The organism is uncultured Jatrophihabitans sp., assembly GCF_964246335.1.
In the GTDB taxonomy this organism is placed as follows: domain Bacteria; phylum Actinomycetota; class Actinomycetes; order Mycobacteriales; family Jatrophihabitantaceae; genus Jatrophihabitans.
In genome coordinates this window covers 1-15,562 of record NZ_CAXTQF010000075.1, presented here as the reverse complement: position 1 = coordinate 15,562, position 15,562 = coordinate 1, and the positions used below count along the sequence as shown (strand labels likewise).

Annotated in this window: 18 protein-coding genes; 14 read left to right on the top strand and 4 right to left on the bottom strand. The window is 71.2% G+C overall.

Annotation, left to right across the window (positions count from 1 at the left end):
- From ACFFCN_RS16400 to ACFFCN_RS16375, 6 genes are all read left to right on the top strand, one after another.
- The coding region (locus tag ACFFCN_RS16400) for an alpha-hydroxy-acid oxidizing protein (RefSeq protein WP_375493371.1) at positions 1-534 on the top strand (534 nt) is incomplete at its 5' end.
- Entirely contained in the window at positions 531-1,148 is a 618-nt protein-coding gene (locus tag ACFFCN_RS16395; protein ID WP_375493369.1) for a DUF998 domain-containing protein, read from the top strand. The genes ACFFCN_RS16400 and ACFFCN_RS16395, both read left to right, overlap by 4 nt.
- Before the next feature lies 1 nt (position 1,149).
- Positions 1,150-2,373: a 1-deoxy-D-xylulose-5-phosphate reductoisomerase gene (gene dxr, locus ACFFCN_RS16390; RefSeq protein WP_375493368.1), complete on the top strand. Its 1,224-nt coding sequence runs from the start codon at positions 1,150-1,152 to the stop codon at positions 2,371-2,373.
- 58 nt (positions 2,374-2,431) lie between these two features.
- Positions 2,432-3,832 (top strand): RIP metalloprotease, encoded by a 1,401-nt coding sequence (locus tag ACFFCN_RS16385; RefSeq protein ID WP_375493366.1) that lies wholly within the window; start codon positions 2,432-2,434, stop codon positions 3,830-3,832.
- A gap of 4 nt (positions 3,833-3,836) precedes the next feature.
- A complete protein-coding gene (gene ispG / locus ACFFCN_RS16380; RefSeq protein WP_375493374.1) occupies positions 3,837-5,000 on the top strand; it encodes a flavodoxin-dependent (E)-4-hydroxy-3-methylbut-2-enyl-diphosphate synthase in 1,164 nt (387 codons plus the stop codon).
- A 74-nt stretch (positions 5,001-5,074) separates the two neighbouring features.
- Entirely contained in the window at positions 5,075-5,281 is a 207-nt protein-coding gene (locus ACFFCN_RS16375) for a DUF3072 domain-containing protein (RefSeq protein ID WP_375493364.1), read from the top strand.
- A 6-nt stretch (positions 5,282-5,287) separates the two neighbouring features.
- Here the strand turns inward: ACFFCN_RS16375 and ACFFCN_RS16370 are convergent, their stop codons facing one another.
- On the bottom strand, positions 5,288-5,704 hold the full coding sequence (locus ACFFCN_RS16370; RefSeq protein ID WP_375493362.1) for a VOC family protein: 417 nt from the start codon (positions 5,702-5,704) through the stop codon (positions 5,288-5,290).
- Positions 5,705-5,744: 40 nt separating this feature from the next.
- A complete protein-coding gene (locus ACFFCN_RS16365; protein WP_375493359.1) occupies positions 5,745-6,173 on the bottom strand; it encodes a helix-turn-helix domain-containing protein in 429 nt (142 codons plus the stop codon).
- Positions 6,174-6,215: 42 nt separating this feature from the next.
- Between ACFFCN_RS16365 and ACFFCN_RS16360 the strand changes: the two genes are divergently transcribed.
- The 4 genes from ACFFCN_RS16360 (at position 6,216) to ACFFCN_RS16345 (ending at position 11,806) form a co-directional block, all read left to right on the top strand.
- Positions 6,216-7,094 (top strand): GNAT family N-acetyltransferase, encoded by an 879-nt coding sequence (locus tag ACFFCN_RS16360; protein ID WP_375493357.1) that lies wholly within the window; start codon positions 6,216-6,218, stop codon positions 7,092-7,094.
- Positions 7,095-7,288: 194 nt separating this feature from the next.
- Positions 7,289-7,966 carry an HAD family hydrolase gene (locus tag ACFFCN_RS16355; RefSeq protein WP_375493355.1) on the top strand — a complete coding sequence of 226 codons (678 nt, stop codon included), beginning with the start codon at positions 7,289-7,291 and terminating at the stop codon, positions 7,964-7,966.
- 97 nt (positions 7,967-8,063) lie between these two features.
- On the top strand, positions 8,064-9,791 hold the full coding sequence (locus ACFFCN_RS16350) for an ABC transporter ATP-binding protein (RefSeq protein WP_375493372.1): 1,728 nt from the start codon (positions 8,064-8,066) through the stop codon (positions 9,789-9,791).
- Positions 9,788-11,806, top strand: a complete 2,019-nt coding sequence (locus ACFFCN_RS16345; RefSeq protein ID WP_375493353.1) for an ABC transporter ATP-binding protein — start codon at positions 9,788-9,790, stop codon at positions 11,804-11,806. The genes ACFFCN_RS16350 and ACFFCN_RS16345 overlap by 4 nt, the downstream gene beginning before the upstream one ends.
- A gap of 8 nt (positions 11,807-11,814) precedes the next feature.
- Here ACFFCN_RS16345 and ACFFCN_RS16340 read toward each other — a convergent pair whose 3' ends face one another.
- Together ACFFCN_RS16340 and ACFFCN_RS16335 are read right to left on the bottom strand one after the other, a co-directional pair.
- The gene (locus tag ACFFCN_RS16340; RefSeq protein ID WP_375493351.1) at positions 11,815-12,273 is read right to left on the bottom strand and encodes a DUF4439 domain-containing protein; all 459 of its coding nucleotides are present in this window, start codon (positions 12,271-12,273) and stop codon (positions 11,815-11,817) included.
- A complete protein-coding gene (locus tag ACFFCN_RS16335) occupies positions 12,270-12,788 on the bottom strand; it encodes a hypothetical protein (RefSeq protein WP_375493349.1) in 519 nt (172 codons plus the stop codon). The genes ACFFCN_RS16340 and ACFFCN_RS16335 overlap by 4 nt, the downstream gene beginning before the upstream one ends.
- Before the next feature lie 72 nt (positions 12,789-12,860).
- Here ACFFCN_RS16335 and rimP point away from each other — a divergent pair, with 72 nt between their 5' ends.
- The 4 genes from rimP to ACFFCN_RS16315 all read left to right on the top strand — a co-directional run.
- The gene (gene rimP, locus ACFFCN_RS16330) at positions 12,861-13,385 is read left to right on the top strand and encodes a ribosome maturation factor RimP (RefSeq protein ID WP_375493347.1); all 525 of its coding nucleotides are present in this window, start codon (positions 12,861-12,863) and stop codon (positions 13,383-13,385) included.
- 2 nt (positions 13,386-13,387) lie between these two features.
- Entirely contained in the window at positions 13,388-14,509 is a 1,122-nt protein-coding gene (nusA, locus tag ACFFCN_RS16325) for a transcription termination factor NusA (RefSeq protein ID WP_375493346.1), read from the top strand.
- Positions 14,510-14,514: 5 nt separating this feature from the next.
- Positions 14,515-14,880, top strand: coding sequence for a YlxR family protein (locus tag ACFFCN_RS16320; RefSeq protein ID WP_375493345.1), 366 nt, complete (start codon positions 14,515-14,517; stop codon positions 14,878-14,880).
- A 131-nt stretch (positions 14,881-15,011) separates the two neighbouring features.
- Positions 15,012-15,562 (top strand): translation initiation factor IF-2 N-terminal domain-containing protein (locus tag ACFFCN_RS16315; protein ID WP_375493343.1); only part of this gene is annotated, 551 nt, incomplete at its 3' end.

The following is a 15,562-nucleotide window of genomic DNA, read 5'->3' as shown; positions in this document are numbered from 1 at the left end:
CCCGCCTTCCTGGCCCAGCTCGACGTCCCACCGGAGCAGGACCTGCCGGCCGCGGTGGCCAAGTGGCGGCCGATGTTCACCGGCACCGACCGCACGTGGGACGAGCTCGCCGAGGTCCGCGAACTGTGGTCCGGACCGATCCTGCTCAAGGGCATCCAGCATCCGGACGACGCGCGGCGCGCCGTCGACGCCGGCATGCAGGGCGTCGTCGTGTCCAACCACGGCGGGCGGCAGATCGACGGCGCGATCGCCTCGCTGGACGCGCTGCCCGGCGTTGTCGAGGCTGTCGGCGACCAGGTGGAGGTGCTTTTCGATTCCGGCGTGCGCACTGGCTCGGACGTCGTCAAGGCGCTCGCGCTCGGTGCGCGGATGGCGGTGCTGGGCCGGCCGTACGTGTACGGCCTGGGGCTCGGTGGTTACGACGGCGTGCGGCACGTGCTGCGCTGCCTGCTCACCGACACCGATCTCGCGCTGGCGCTCAGCGGCAACCACCGCGTGGCCGATCTCGGCCCGCACCTGCTGCAGAGCCGGTGACGCGCCGCCTGTACCGGCCTGCGGCCTGGGTGCTGGTGTCCGCCGTCGTCGCGCCGGTCGCCGTCGTCGGCTGCTGGACGGTCGCCGCGCAGGTGCAGCCGTCGGGGTACGACGCGGTGCACGACACGATCAGCGCGCTCGCCCGGCACGGGGCAGCACATCGTCAGATCATGACGGTTGGCCTGACCGCGTTGGGTCTCGCGCACGTCGTCACCGCCGCGGGGTTGCGCACGCTGTCGCCCGCCGCCCGCACGGTGTTGGCACTTGCCGGGTTCGCGACGCTCGGGGTCGCCGTGTTCGCCCAGCCTGAGCACGGTTCGTCGCGGCCCCACGTGGTGCTGGCGACCATCGGGTTCGTACTGCTCGTGGCATGGCCGGCCGTTGCCACGCGCGGGGTCGGCGACCGGCCGGTCGTGTTGTCGGCCCCCGTCGGCGTGGGCGTGTCGGCGGTGTCCGCGGCGCTGCTGGTGTGGTTCGCGCTGGCGATGAGCGGCGGCCCGCTGGGCGTCGCCGAGCGGGTGCTGGTCGCCGAGCAGGCCCTGTGGCCGCTCTGCGTGGTGGTCGCGCTCCGTCGCGTCGGCGGCTCGATGAACGCCGGTTGCGATACTGCGTGACGTGACCGAACGCCGTGACGTCGTCCTGCTCGGCTCGACCGGGTCCATCGGCACCCAGACGATCGACGTCGCCACCGCCGCGCCGGACCGCTTCCGCGTCACGGCCGTCGGCGCAGGCGGCGGCTCGGCCGAGAGTGTCGCGCTGCTGGCCGAGCAGGCCGCCCGGCTGCGTGTCTCGGCGGTCGGCATCGGCCGCGCGGACCGCGCCGACGCCCTGCGCGAGCACCTGGCCCGCATCTGGCCCGGCGACGCCCCCGAACCGGCGGTGCACGCCGGCGACGGTGCGACGACCGCGCTCGCCGGCCTGGGCTGCGACGTCGTGCTCAACGCCGTCGCGGGCTCCCAGGGCCTGCGCGCCACGATCGCCGCGCTCGAGGCGGGCCGGCTCGTTGCGCTGGCCAACAAGGAATCGCTGATCGCCGGCGGCCCGATCGTCACCCGCCTGGCCGGCGTCGACCAGATCCGCCCGGTGGACTCCGAGCACTCGGCGCTCGCGCAGTGCCTGCGCTCGGGAACGCACGGCGAGGTGCAGCGCCTACTGGTCACCGCCAGCGGCGGCCCGTTCCGCGGCCGAAGCCGTGAGCAGATGCGCGACGTCACTCCCGCGCAGGCGCTCGCCCACCCGACGTGGGATATGGGCAAGCTGATCACCACCAACTCGGCGACACTGGTCAACAAGGGCCTCGAGGTCATCGAGGCACACCTGCTCTTCGACATCGGCTACGACCGCATCGACGTCGTCGTCCACCCGCAGTCCGTCGTCCACTCGATGGTCGAGTTCACCGACGGGTCGACGCTCGCGCAGGCGTCCCCGCCGGACATGCGGCTGACGATCTCCCTGGCGCTGGGCTGGCCGGACCGGGTGCCCGGCGCCGCCCGGCCGATCGATTGGACCGCCACCCAGCAGTGGACCTTCGAACCGCTCGACGACGACGCGTTCCCTGCCGTCCAGCTCGCGCGGCGTGCCGGCACCGCGGGGGGCTGTGCGCCCGCCGTGTACAACGCTGCGAACGAGGTGCTGGTCGACGCGTTCCACGATCAAACTGTGCCGTTCCTGGGCATCACGGACACGGTGGCCGCGGTGCTCAACGAATGGCTGAGCGAACGCCACGATCAGGTAGGCGAGCCAGGTACCGTCGACGACGTCGAACGCGCAGACGCGTGGGCCCGGGAGCGGGCGCGGCAGCTCGGCGGTCTCGCCGCGGTCGGCACGCAGGGCAGCTGAGCGCAGCCGGACCAGCGCTCGACGCCGCCCGACCCGGCGGGGACGACAGGAGGTATCGATGCCGCCCTGGCTGCTCTACACGATCGGCGTGCTCGTCTTCGCCTTCGGCCTGCTCGCCTCGATCGCGCTGCACGAGATCGGGCACATGGTGCCGGCCAAGAAGTTCGGCGTGAAGGTGACGCAGTACATGGTCGGCTTCGGCCCGACCCTGTGGTCGCGCACCCGCGGCGACACCGAGTACGGGGTAAAGGCGATCCCGGTCGGCGGGTACATCCGGATGATCGGCATGGTGCCGCCGCGCGCCGACGGCTCACGCTCGCGCTGGCCGCGCCGGATGGCCACCGCGATCGAGGACTTCCGCCGCGTCAGCCGCTCGGAGGTCACGCCCGGCGACGAGGACCGCGAGTTCTACCGGCTCACGCCGGGCAAGAAGATGATCGTCATGCTCGGCGGCCCGTGCATGAACCTGCTCATCTACCTCGTGCTCACGGTCATCATCGTCATGACGCTCGGCACGCCGCAGGACAGGTCGACGACCACGGTCGGCGAAATCCAGCGGTGCTACGCGCCGGCTGCCTCGCACGCGGCGACATCGGGCAATCAGAAGTGCACGTCGGAGACCAAGCCGACCCCGGCGATCCAGTCGCTGAAGATCGGTGACCGCATCGAGTCGGTCGACGGTCAGCGCGTCACGTCCTGGGACCAGCTCACGCCGCTCATCCGCGACTCGGCGAACAGGACCTTGCACATCGTGGTGCGCCGGGCGGGCAAGGACGTGCCGGTCAATATCACGCCCGTGCAGAACACGTTCCAGGCGCAGGCCACCGACAAGAAGCCGACGACCGCCGGTTACGTCGGGGTCTCGCCGACCGACTACCACTATTACGCCACCCTCGGCATCACGCAGGTGCCCGGCGAGATCGGCCGCCAGCTGCGGATCGGGGTGGACGCCATCGGGTCGTACCCGCACAAGATCGCCAGCCTCTACCGCACCGTGTTCGAGGGGCAGAAACGCGACCCGCAGGGCGCCGTCGGCGTCGTCGGCATCGGCCGCATCTCCGGCGACTACGCGCGCAGCAAGTACCTCACCGCCAAGGACAAGCTGTTCACGCTGGTCAGCCTGCTGGCCAGCGTCAACCTGCTGCTGTTCTTCTTCAACCTGCTGCCGTTGCTGCCGCTCGACGGCGGGCACGTCGCCGGCGCGCTGGTCGAGGCCGCCAAGCGGGGCCGGGCGCGGCTGCGCATGCGGCGCGGGGCCACGGCGCAGCGCTCGGACGGCCTGGCGACCACTCCAGGAGCACCAGCGACCACGTTGACGAAGGCCGGCCGCCCGCAGATCTTCGTCGACACCGCGCAGATGCTGCCGGTGATGTACGCGGTCGCGTCCGTGCTCATCGTATTGACATTGCTCACGCTCTACGCGGACATCGTGCACCCCATCAACCCGCTAGGCGGATAATCGAATCGTGACCGTTTCTCTCGGAATGCCCGCCCCGCCGCCGCCGGTTCTCGCCCCGCGGCGCAAATCGCGCCAGATCAAGGTCGGCAGCGTCAACGTCGGCGGAGACGCGCCTGTCTCTGTGCAGTCGATGACCACGACGCTCACCGCCGACGTCAACGCGACGTTGCAGCAGATCGCCGAGCTCACAGCCGCCGGCTGCGACATCGTGCGCGTCGCCTGTCCGTCGGCCGACGACGCCGAGGCGCTGCCCGCCATCGCCCAGAAGTCGCAGATTCCCGTCATCGCCGACATCCACTTCCAGCCGAAGTACGTGTTCGCCGCGATCGACGCCGGCTGCGCCGCGGTGCGCGTCAATCCCGGCAACATCAAGAAGTTCGACGACCAGATCGGCGCGATCGCCAAGGCCGCCGCGGACGCCGGCGTCTCCATCCGCATCGGCGTCAACGCCGGGTCGCTGGACAAGCGGCTGCTGGAGAAGTACGGCAAGGCCACGCCCGAGGCGCTGGTCGAGTCCGCGCTGTGGGAGGCGTCGCTGTTCGAGGAGCACGGCTTCCGTGACTTCAAGATCTCGGTGAAGCACAACGATCCGGTGATCATGGTGCGCGCCTACGAGCAGCTCGCCCAGGCCTGCGACTACCCGTTGCACCTCGGCGTCACCGAGGCCGGCCCCGCGTTCCAGGGGACGATCAAGTCCGCGACGGCCTTCGGCGCGCTGCTCTCGCAGGGCATCGGCGACACGATCCGCGTCTCGCTGTCGGCCCCGCCGGTCGAGGAGGTCAAGGTCGGCCTTTCCATCCTGGAGTCGCTGAACCTGCGCCAACGCCGGCTCGAGATCGTGTCCTGCCCGTCGTGCGGGCGCGCCCAGGTCGACGTCTACACGCTCGCCGACAAGGTGACCGCGGGTCTCGAGGGCATCGAGGTGCCGCTGCGGGTCGCCGTCATGGGGTGCGTCGTGAACGGCCCGGGGGAGGCGCGCGAGGCCGATCTCGGTGTTGCATCCGGCAACGGCAAGGGGCAGATCTTCGTCAAGGGCGAAGTGGTCAAGACCGTCCCGGAGTCGCAGATCGTCGAGACGCTGATCGAGGAGGCCATGCGGATGGCCGACGAGATGGGTGTCGACGCAACCGGTGCCGCGAGCGGCTCGCCGACCGTCTCGGTCACCTGACGGTTTGCCGCCCGGGCTCGCGGGGTACCGCATAGTCGAACATACTTTCGACTGACGAGACGACGGAGAGCACCATGGCCGACACCGACGACGTGACACCGCAGGCCGACAAGCCCACCGATCAGTGGGTTACCGGCGACGAGCCGATGACCGGGCCGCAGAAGTCCTACCTGAACACCCTCTCGCAAGAGGCGGGCGAGGACACCAAGGACGGGTTGAGCAAGGCACAGGCCAGCGAAGAGATCGACCGACTGCAGAACGAGACCGGCCGCGGCGCCTGACCGGCGTCACACCGCCGCGTTGATCTCGCCGAGCCGCACGCTGTTGCCGGACGGGTCACGGAACGCGCAGTCGACTCCGTACGGCTGCTCCGTCGGTTCCTGCGTGAACTCGACGCCACGCGCTGACAGCTCCTCGTAGGACTTGCGGCAGTCATCGGTCACCAGGAACAGCGTGCCGGCGAAACCCGTCGCGGTGAGCGCGCGTACCTGCTCCGCGGTGTCGGCGTCCATCACCGGCGGACCGGGCACCGTCATCAGCACCAGCTGCACGTCCTGGCCGGGTGCCGCGACGGTCAACCACCGAAGCGACCAGCCGTCGAGTGTGACGTCGCTGCGCACCTCGAAGCCGACCTTCTCGGTCCAGAACTTCAGTGCCTCCTCCTGATCGTGCACCCACAGCTGCGTCGAGCCGATCGTGATCACTGGTGAACTCCTTCGTGGTCGGATGCACACAAGCTAACGATCACGTTCGGGCCCCGTCTTCTCGAAACGTGCGGTTCTGCGGGCGCCCGCGCTGGTGCAGGACGCATGCCGGCACCAATGCCCAGGTCGAGGCCGGCGGGAAGCTCGCGCGGTAGTGCGTCGGCGACGTGCCGAACATGCGGGTGAACGACGTCGTGAACGAACCGACGCTGGTCAGGCCCACGTGCATGCAGACCCGCGCGACGGGCCAGTCCGTGGTGCGCAGCAGTGCCGCCGCGCGTTCCAACCGTCGGGTCAACAGGTAGGCGTGCGGCGACTCGCCGAAAACACGCCGGAACTCGCGGCTGAAATGTGCCGGCGACAGGCCGGCTGCGTGCGCGAGGTCGGCGACGTCGAGGGGCTCGGCATAACGCGCGTCGGCGAGATCGCGGGCGCGCTGCAGATGCCGGTGCGTGTGAATCAGGGACATGATCGGTCCAGTATCGCGGCGGACGCCGGTAGCGTCTGCCGGGTGAGCTCGCTGCTGCGTCACGCGGACGGCGCGCCGGCGCGGCACGTGTTCGCGTTGCGCGACGCCGACCGGCCGGCCCTGCTGGAGCTGCTCGATGAGGACCCCTTCGTCAACGCGGTGCTCGCGTCGCGGGTGCACGCGCTGCCGACCTTCGAGCCGCGTCGCTTCGGTGGTGAGTTGCTCGGCGTGCGCGACGACGCGGGCGGTCTTGCCGGTGCGGCTTTCCTCGGCGGCAACCTGCTGCCGGTCGGCGGTGACATCGCTGCCTGGCGGGCGCTGGCGCGGTCCTTCGCGCGGCGCCCGCGGCCGTGCTCGTCCTTCGTCGGCCGCGCGGACGCCATCGGGGTCCTGTGGGACGAGCTCGCGCCGGCCTGGGGACCGGAACGGGCGGTGCGCGCTCGTCAGTTGTTGCTCACCCTGGACTCCTCTGCAGCCGCCCGACTGCCCGTCGGCGACGAGCGCCTGCACATCGTGCGACGCGGCGAATTGGACGTCTACCTCCCGGCGGCTGTCGCGATGTTCACCGAGGAGCTCGGCATCTCGCCGCTGACCGGGCGCCGCGGGGACTACCGCGCCCGGGTGGCCGGTCTGGTGGGGGAGCGACGCGCGCTGGCGGTCACGGATCGGCTCGGCGTGGTGTTCAAAGCAGACATCGGCGCGGTCACGCCGCAGACGTGCCAGGTGCAGGGCGTGTGGGTGCGCCCCGATGCGCGCGGCCGCGGCATCGGCACCGCGGCGATGACCGCGGTGCTCCGGCACGGTCTCACCCTTGCGCCGAGCGTCAGCCTGTACGTCAACGACTTCAACGACGTCGCTGTGCGGATGTACGCGACGCTCGGCATGCGGCACGTCGCCGACCTCGCCACCGTCCTGTTCTGACGGACGGCGCGGGTATGCCCCGCCGGCCGCGCACGTGGGCGCGTGGTTGAGGTACGCGTCGTGCGTGCTTCCCGCCGCGACGTCGGCGCGTGGCGGCGCTGCGGGGCGACACGCCGACGGTGAACCCGCAGAGTCGCCACGCGCGGCTGGGAGTTGACCGGAAAGGTGTCGGACGCGGTTCGTAGGCTGCAGCCGTGGCGGTGCACGCGGTGATCTTCGACTGGGGCGGCACGTTGACGCCGTGGCACACCGTCGAACCGCGCGAGGCATGGATCGCCGCCGTCGGTGACGACGAGGTGGCCGACCGGCTGCTCGCTGCGGAACGCGAGATCTGGGTGCGCTCGCGCGACGAGCACCGCAGCGGCTCGATGGACGAGATCTTCACCGCCGCCGGCGTGGCGCCCACCGAGGCCGTCCGCTCGGCGTTCCACGATTGGTGGGAGCCGCATACGTTCCTCGACCCGCAGGCGCCCGCCCTGTTCGACGCGCTACACGAGCGCGGGCTGAAGGTGGGCGTGCTGTCCAACACCATCTGGTCGCGGGCCGAGCACGAGCGGATCTTCGCCCGGGACGGCGTGCTCGACAAGATCGACGGCGCCGTCTACAGCTCCGAGATCGCGTGGACGAAGCCGCACCCCGAGGCGTTCCGGGCCGCGCTGGACGCGGTGTCGGTGGCCGACCCCGGCGCCGCGGTGTTCGTCGGCGACCGCCCGTTCGACGACATCCACGGCGCCAAGACGGCGGGTATGCATGCCGTGCTGCTGCCGCACAGCGACATCCCCGATGTCCAGAAGGGTCCCGTGGAGGGTGCGGCCGACGCGGTGATCACCCAGCTGGCCGACCTCGTCGCCGTGGTCGACGCGCTGAGCTGAGCCCGCAGCGACACGACCGATCGATCGCCGACAGCGAACCGTCGGTACACAGTTGCATCCTTACGGTGCAATTGACGTGACATCGGACGGAGGCATCGTGCTCGTCGGGCTACTGCGCCGTTTCCTGCGGCCCTACCGCCGCTGGCTGCTGGCGGTCGTCGTGCTGCAGCTCGCGGGCACGATTGCGGCGCTGTACCTGCCCAGCCTGAACGCCGACATCATCGACAACGGCGTCGCCCGCGGCGACACGAGCTACATCCTGCGCACCGGCGGTTGGATGCTGGCGATCAGCGTGATCCAGATCGGCGCCTCGGCGGTGGCGGTGTTCTTCGGCGCCCGCAGCGCCATGAGTTTCGGCCGCGACGTCCGCGCAGCGCTGTTCCGGCTGGTCGGGACGTTCTCGGCCCGCGAGATGGCGCACTTCGGTGCGCCGTCGCTGATCACCCGCACCACCAACGACGTGCAGCAGGTGCAGATGCTCGTCGTGATGTCCTCGACGATGTTCGTTGCCGCGCCGATCATGGCCGTCGGCGGCGTCATCATGGCGATCCGTCAGGACGTCGGGCTGTCCTGGCTGCTGGGCGTCAGCGTGCCGCTGCTCGCCGTGCTGGTCTGGCAGATCGTGCGGCGGATGGTGCCGCAGTTCCGGCTCATGCAGGGACGCATCGACAACGTCAACCGCATCCTGCGTGAGCAGATCAGCGGCGTGCGGGTCGTCCGGGCGTTCGTCCGCGAGCCGGTCGAGACGCAGCGCTTCGCCGGCGCCAACACCGAGCTGACCGACACCGCGTTGCGCGCCGGCCGGCTGCAGGCGCTGATCTTCCCGACGGTGACGCTGGTGCTGAACGCCTCGAGCGTGGCCGTGCTCTGGTTCGGCGCGTCCCGGATCGACTCCGGCGAGATCCAGGTGGGTTCGCTGACGGCGTTCCTCAACTACCTCGCGCAGATCCTCATGTCGGTGATGATGGCCACGTTCATGCTGATGATGATCCCGCGCGCGACGGTGTGCGCGGAACGGATCAGTGAGGTGCTCGGCACGGCGTCCACCGTCGTCGCGCCGGAGTCGCCGATCACTGAGCTGCCCCGGCGTGGCGAGGTCGAGTTCCGCGGTGTCACGTTCGCCTATCCGGGTGCCGCCGCGCCGGTACTGCATGACGTCTCGTTCACCGCACCGCCCGGTGCTGTGACGGCGGTCATCGGCAGCACCGGTGCAGGGAAGACCACGCTCACCTCGCTGGTTCCGCGCCTCGCCGACGTCACCGGCGGCGCCGTGCTCGTCGGCGGCGTCGACGTGCGCGACCTCGATCCGCAAGTGCTGACCCGCAGCCTCGGCTACGTGCCGCAGCGCGCGTACCTGTTCTCCGGCACCATCGCCGAGACGTTGCGCTACGGCGACCCGCAGGCGAGTGACGACCAGTTGTGGGCGGCGCTGGAGATCGCGCAGGCGCGCGAGTTCGTCGAACGCCTCGGCCTCGACTCGCAGGTCGCCCAGGGCGGCACCAACCTCTCCGGCGGGCAGCGCCAGCGGCTCGCGATCGCCCGTGCCCTGGTGCGCCGGCCGGACATCTATGTCTTCGACGACGCGTTCTCCGCGCTGGACCCGGGGACGGATGCCCGCCTGCGCGCCGCTCTGCGACCGGTGATCCGCGACGCCGCCGTGCTCGTCGTGGCGCAACGCGTATCGACGATCATCGACGCCGAGCGCATCGTGGTGCTCGAGGCCGGCGAGATCGTCGGTGACGGCACGCACCAGGAGCTCTTGGACAACTGCGCGCCGTACGCCGAGATCGTCCGCAGCCAGCTGACGGCGCAGGCCGTCGCATGAGTCGCCCGCAAACTGAGCCGGCAGCGGGCAACGGGACGGTAATGCCGTCACGGCTGCCGGCGGCCGGCTCCGCTGCCCGCCGCGGTGGGGGACCACCGTGGATGGCCGGCATGATGCCCGCCGAGAAGTCGATGGACTTCGGTCCTTCGTCCCGCCGGCTGCTCGGCCGGCTGCGCCCCGAGCGTGCCGCCGCACTGCTGGTGCTCGTCCTCGCCGTCGGCAGCGTCACGCTGACGGTGCTCGGGCCGCGCATCCTCGGCGACGCCACCAACGTGATCTTCCGCGGCTTCCTGGGCGATCGCCTGCCGCGCGACGTCACCGTCGACCAGGCAGTGGCCGGTGCGCGCGCCCGCGGCGACGACACCTTCGCCGACCTGCTGCAACGCACCCGCCCCACTCCGGGTCGCGGCATCGACTTCGGCCAGCTGGGTCACGTCCTGCTGATGGCTCTTGCGGTGTACGCCGCGGGTGCCGTGCTGGCGTGGCTGCAGGGTTACGTGCTCAACGGCGTCGTGCAGCGCACGATCCTGCGGCTGCGCGCCGATGTCGAGGACAAGCTCAACCGTCTGCCGCTGCCGTACTTCGACCGGCAGCCGCGTGGTGAGGTGCTCAGCCGGGTCACCAACGACATCGACAACGTCTCGCAGTCGCTGCAGCAGACGATGAGCCAGCTGCTCACCTCGCTGCTGACCGTCGTCGGCGTCGTCACCGTGATGTTCCTGATCTCGCCGCTGTTGGCGTTGATCGCGCTCGTCACGATCCCGGTGTCGATGCTGGTCACCAAGGCGATCGCCCGCCGCTCGCAGGGGCACTTCATCACGCAGTGGAAGACGACGGGCCGGCTCAACGCGCACATCGAGGAGTCGTTCACCGGGCACGAGCTGGTGACGGCCTTCGGTCGCCGACGCGAGGCCGACGAAACGTTCGCCGAGCACAACGAGGCGCTGTACGAAGCGAGCTTCGGCGCGCAGTTCGTCTCCGGGCTGATCATGCCGGCGATGATGTTCATCGGGAACCTGAACTACGTCGTCGTCGCCGTCGTAGGCGGCCTGCGCGTCGCCTCCGGTTCGATCTCGCTCGGCGAGGTGCAGGCGTTCATTCAGTATTCGCGTCAGTTCACCCAGCCGCTGACCCAGGTGGCGTCGATGGCCAACCTGCTGCAGTCCGGGGTCGCGTCCGCCGAGCGGGTGTTCGACCTGCTCGACGCCGACGAGCAGTCAAGTGACGTCGCCGTCGACGCCGGGGATCGCGTCGCCCACCACCGCGGGCGGGTCGAGTTCGAGCACGTCGCGTTCCGCTACGACCCGCAGGTCCCGCTGATCGACGATCTGTCCCTCGTCGCGGAGCCCGGCCACACGATCGCGATCGTCGGTCCGACCGGTGCGGGCAAGACCACCCTCGTCAACCTGGTCATGCGCTTCTACGAGCTCGACGGCGGGCGCATCACCCTCGACGGCGTCGACATCGCACACTTATCCCGCGCCGACCTACGCGGCGAGATCGGCATGGTCCTGCAGGACACCTGGCTGTTCGGCGGCACGATCGGCGAGAACATCGCCTACGGGCGCCCGGGCGCCACGCAGGACGCGATCCTCGAGGCAGCACGGGCGAGCCACGTCGACCGGTTCGTCCAGGCACTGCCCGACGGTTACGACACGGTGATCGATGACGACGCCGGCAACCTGAGCGCCGGACAGAAGCAGCTGATCACCATCGCACGCGCGTTCATCGCGCAACCGTCGCTGCTCATCCTCGACGAGGCGACCAGCGCGGTCGACACCCGCACGGAGTTGCTCGTTCAGCAGGCCATGTCGGCGCTGCGCGCCAATCGCACGAGCTTCGTCATCGCGCACCGCCTCTCGACGATCCGCGACGCCGACACGATCCTGGTCATGGAGGACGGCGCCATCGTCGAGCAAGGAAGCCACGACGAGCTGCTCACCCGGCACGGGGCGTACGAGCGGCTGTACCGCGCGCAGTTCAGCCAGGCGCCTGAGGAGATCGCGCAGCTGTGACCGCCGGCTCAGGTGCCGGGGAACGGTTGCGTGGCGTGCTGCGGGTCCAGCGCCGCGCGCCAGCGCGTCGCTCGGACCGCGCTCGCGGTGAGCGCGTGCGACGCCGTGGTGCGCAGCGCGGCTGCGCGCTGGTCGGCCGTCGACGCCGCGCGCAGGTACAGATAGCGCCAGGCCTGCGCGCACGCGTCCTCGAGGCGGACGGCCAGCCGGCGGGCCGCCGCGGCGTCGGGAACCGGGTACAGCGACGGGTAGTCCGCGAGGGCCGCGACGGGCGTCAGCGCGGCGGCCTGCAGCGTGGCCTCGGTGGTGTCGCGCAACGCCTGGTGCGCCGCCTCGCACGCCGCGGCCAGGGTCTGCCCGGGCCGGTCGAGGTGCGGGCCCAGCAGCGGATAACCGAAGCACGCCTGGTGTTCCGCGGCGAGCGCGGCCTGCCACGCCGCGGCGAGCCGCCCGTCCGTCGGGCTCACGCCAAGAGCTCCGCATGGGTCGCCTCGCACGCCGCGACGGAAGCGAGCAGCGCGGCGACCTCGCCGTGGGTCTGCGCCGCGCGCGACGCGGCGGCGCCGGATGCGGCCGTCTCGGCTGCGCGCAGCTGCTCGCGGGTGCGCGCCGTGCCGCTGGGCGTCGGCGACGCGGACGCGGATCCGCCTGCGGTCGCACGCGGATACGTCGCGATCAGGCCGCGCAGCGCCGCCGCGTGCGCGACGTGATCGGCGCGCACTTGCGCGATCACCAGGCGGACCGCGGTGCCGCCGCCGGTCGTCGCGTCGAGGTCGCGGATCAACGCGTCCTCCGCGGCCAACGCGGACACCAGGGATGCGGGTGGCGGGGCGGGCCGCGCGGCCCGACGCGGGTGGTGCAGCAGCTGCGCCGCGGCACCGCCGCCACCGCCCAGTACGAGCGCCGCCGCACCGGCGAGGAACCAGCGACGGGTATGCGGCCGCCCCTCGGTCGAGGCCGGGGATTGCGCGCTGTCGCTCATGGCGCGGCAAGTCTGACAGAACCGATACGCTTGCCGTTCCACAACTGCAGGCCGACCCGAGGAGCGCTCGTCATGCCGCCCGTCCCGCACGCGAACGCCGGCGGGTCCGGTGGCACGGCGGCACAGGCCCGCGAGCACCTGCTCGACCTCCTGGGTCCGCTGGTGGACGACGCCGGCTACGACCTCGAGGACGTCACGGTCAGCGCGGCCGGTCGGCGCAGCATGGTGCGCGTCATCGTCGACGGCGACGACGGCATCGATCTCGACGCCGTGGCCGTGGTCAGCCGCGTCATCTCCGACGCGTTGGATGCCGACAGCTTCGACACCGCGAGCGCCCGCCCGCTCGCCGGTAGCTACGTGCTGGAGGTGACGTCGCCCGGCGTCGACCGTCCGCTCACCGAGCAGCGGCATTGGCGCCGCGCCCGCGGCCGGCTCGTCACGGCCGACGTCGACGGCGCCCCGTTGACCGGCCGCGTCGGCGACGTCGACGATCGCGGGGTCACCTTGGATGTCGACGGCCGGGACCGCGTGGTCGCCTGGCCCTCGCTGGGCCGCGGCAAGGTGCAGATCGAGTTCAACCGGCCGGAGGAGGCGTAGCGATGGTTGCCGTCGACCTCGCGGCTCTGCGCAGCATCGAGCGGGAGAAGGAGATCTCTTTCGAGGCGCTCGTCGACGCGCTGGAGACTGCATTGCTCAGCGCGTACAAGCACACCGCGCACTCCATGCCGCACGCGCGCGTCGCGATCGACCGGCGCAGCGGTGACGTGGTCGTCTGGGCGCAGGACCTCGGTGAGGACGGCGCGGTGGTCGAGGAGTACGACGACACGCCCACCGACTTCGGTCGGGTCGCCGCCATGACCGCGCGCCAGGTCATCCTGCAACGCCTGCGCGACGCCGAGCACGACGTCACCTTCGGTGAGTTCTCCGGCCGCGAGGGCGACATCGTCACCGGACTGGTGCAGGCCGACCACCACGCCGCGCAGCGTGGGCTCGTGCTCGTCGACATCGGCAAGATCGAGGCGCTGCTGCCGCAGTCCGAACAGGTCCCGGGCGAGGACTACTCGCACGGCACGCGCGTGCGCGCCTACGTGGTCGGCGTCGCCCGCGGCATGCGCGGGCCACAGGTCACCATCAGCCGCACGCATCCCAGCCTCGTCAAGCGGATCTTCGCGCTCGAAGTTCCCGAGATCGCCGACGGCAGCGTCGAGATCGTCGCTGTCGCCCGGGAGGCCGGGCACCGGTCGAAGGTCGCCGTGCGCAGCACGGTCGACGGCTTGAACGCCAAGGGCGCGTGCATCGGGCCGATGGGGCAACGGGTGCGCAACGTGGTTGCGGAACTGCACGGCGAGAAGATCGACATCATTGACTGGGCGGAGGATCCCGCCACCTACGTCGCCAACGCGTTGTCACCGGCCACCGTGCTGCAGTCGACGGTCGTGGACATGACCAGCACCGGGGCCGCGGTGCGCGTGGTGGTGCCGGACTTCCAGCTCTCGCTCGCGATCGGCCGCGAAGGGCAGAATGCGCGCCTCGCCGCCCGGCTCACCGGACACCGCATCGACATCCACAGCGACGCCGAGGGCGAGACCCGTGCGCCGGCTCCCGGCGCGTCCGATGCCTCGTCCGATGATCCCGCTGCCGCCACCGTGCCGGCCCCGGCCGACACCGAGCGCAGCACGGCGGGCGCGGGCGAATCGGCGTCGACGCCGCCCGAGGGGTAGACTTGATGTCGGCCGCGAGTCCGTCGGCGGCGTCCGATCTGGCGTGTTCCGGGCCTCCGTGCCCGATCCGCACCTGTATCGGTTGCCGCCAAAAGGCTCCGGCCACCGCGCTGCTCCGCGTCGTCGCGACACCGGATGCGGCCGGCAGGTCGGCACCGGACGTTCGCGCGTCCGGCGAACCAGCCGCACTGCCCGTCGTACCCGACGTCCGACACCGGCTCCCGGGCCGGGGTGCATGGCTGCATCCCGATCTCCGGTGCGTCTCGCTCGCGCAGCGGCGGCGGGCCTTCGCCCGGGCACTGCGCGTGCCCGCCGTCGACCCGACGCCGATACTCGAGTACGTCGCACAGCACGGTGCACCACAGCAGTAGTCCGACCAACATCAGCGCAAGCCCGCAGGAGATGACGAGCAATGGGCACTCGATGAAGCGCCAGCGATGAGTAAGTCCACCGCCTAGCCGGGCCGAGCGGGTTGCCGCACGGTCCTTCGCGAAGGAGACACGTGCCAGGCAAGACCCGCGTATCCGCTCTCGCCAAAGAGATCGGGATCAGCAGCAAGGAAGCCATCGAGAAACTGACCTCGATGGGCGAGTACGTCAAGACCGCCTCCTCCACCGTCGAGGCGCCCGTCGCGCGCAAGCTGCGCGAGGCATTCCCCGACGCCAAGCCGGCGCCGGCCAAGAAGGCGGCGAAGACTGCGGCGAAGAAGGCCGCGGCACCCGTCGCGGAGCCAGTGGCAGCGGCGCCTGCCGCCCCTGCGCAACCGGTCGCGCCGGTGGTCGAAACCCCGCCCGTGGCCCCGCCGGCACCGGCGCAGCCTGTGGCACCGGCCCAGCCGGTGGCCCCGGCCGCAAGTGCGCCGGCAGCAGCCCCGGCACGTCCAGCGGCGCCGGCAGGTCCGCGTCCCGGCCCGCGCGTCGGTAACAACCCGTTCGGCGTCGGCGGCGGCGCACCCGCGCCGCGTCCGGTCGCCCCGCGTGCGCCCGGCGCCCCTGGCGCCCCTGGCGGCGTCGGCGGCGCCACGATGCCGCCGCGCCCGGCAGGTCCGAACCC

What these genes read in the sequence shown, in the direction of transcription:
- ACFFCN_RS16345 (WP_375493353.1), top strand. Translation starts at nt 9,788, where the DNA reads ATGAGTCGCCCGCAAACTGAGCCGGCAGCGGGCAACGGGACGGTAATG.
- ACFFCN_RS16385 (WP_375493366.1), top strand. Translation starts at nt 2,432, where the DNA reads ATGCCGCCCTGGCTGCTCTACACGATCGGCGTGCTCGTCTTCGCCTTC.
- ACFFCN_RS16365 (WP_375493359.1), bottom strand. Translation starts at nt 6,173, where the DNA reads ATGTCCCTGATTCACACGCACCGGCATCTGCAGCGCGCCCGCGATCTC.
- ACFFCN_RS16375 (WP_375493364.1), top strand. Translation starts at nt 5,075, where the DNA reads ATGGCCGACACCGACGACGTGACACCGCAGGCCGACAAGCCCACCGAT.
- rimP (WP_375493347.1), top strand. Translation starts at nt 12,861, where the DNA reads ATGCCGCCCGTCCCGCACGCGAACGCCGGCGGGTCCGGTGGCACGGCG.
- nusA (WP_375493346.1), top strand. Translation starts at nt 13,388, where the DNA reads ATGGTTGCCGTCGACCTCGCGGCTCTGCGCAGCATCGAGCGGGAGAAG.
- ACFFCN_RS16320 (WP_375493345.1), top strand. Translation starts at nt 14,515, where the DNA reads ATGTCGGCCGCGAGTCCGTCGGCGGCGTCCGATCTGGCGTGTTCCGGG.
- ACFFCN_RS16335 (WP_375493349.1), bottom strand. Translation starts at nt 12,788, where the DNA reads ATGAGCGACAGCGCGCAATCCCCGGCCTCGACCGAGGGGCGGCCGCAT.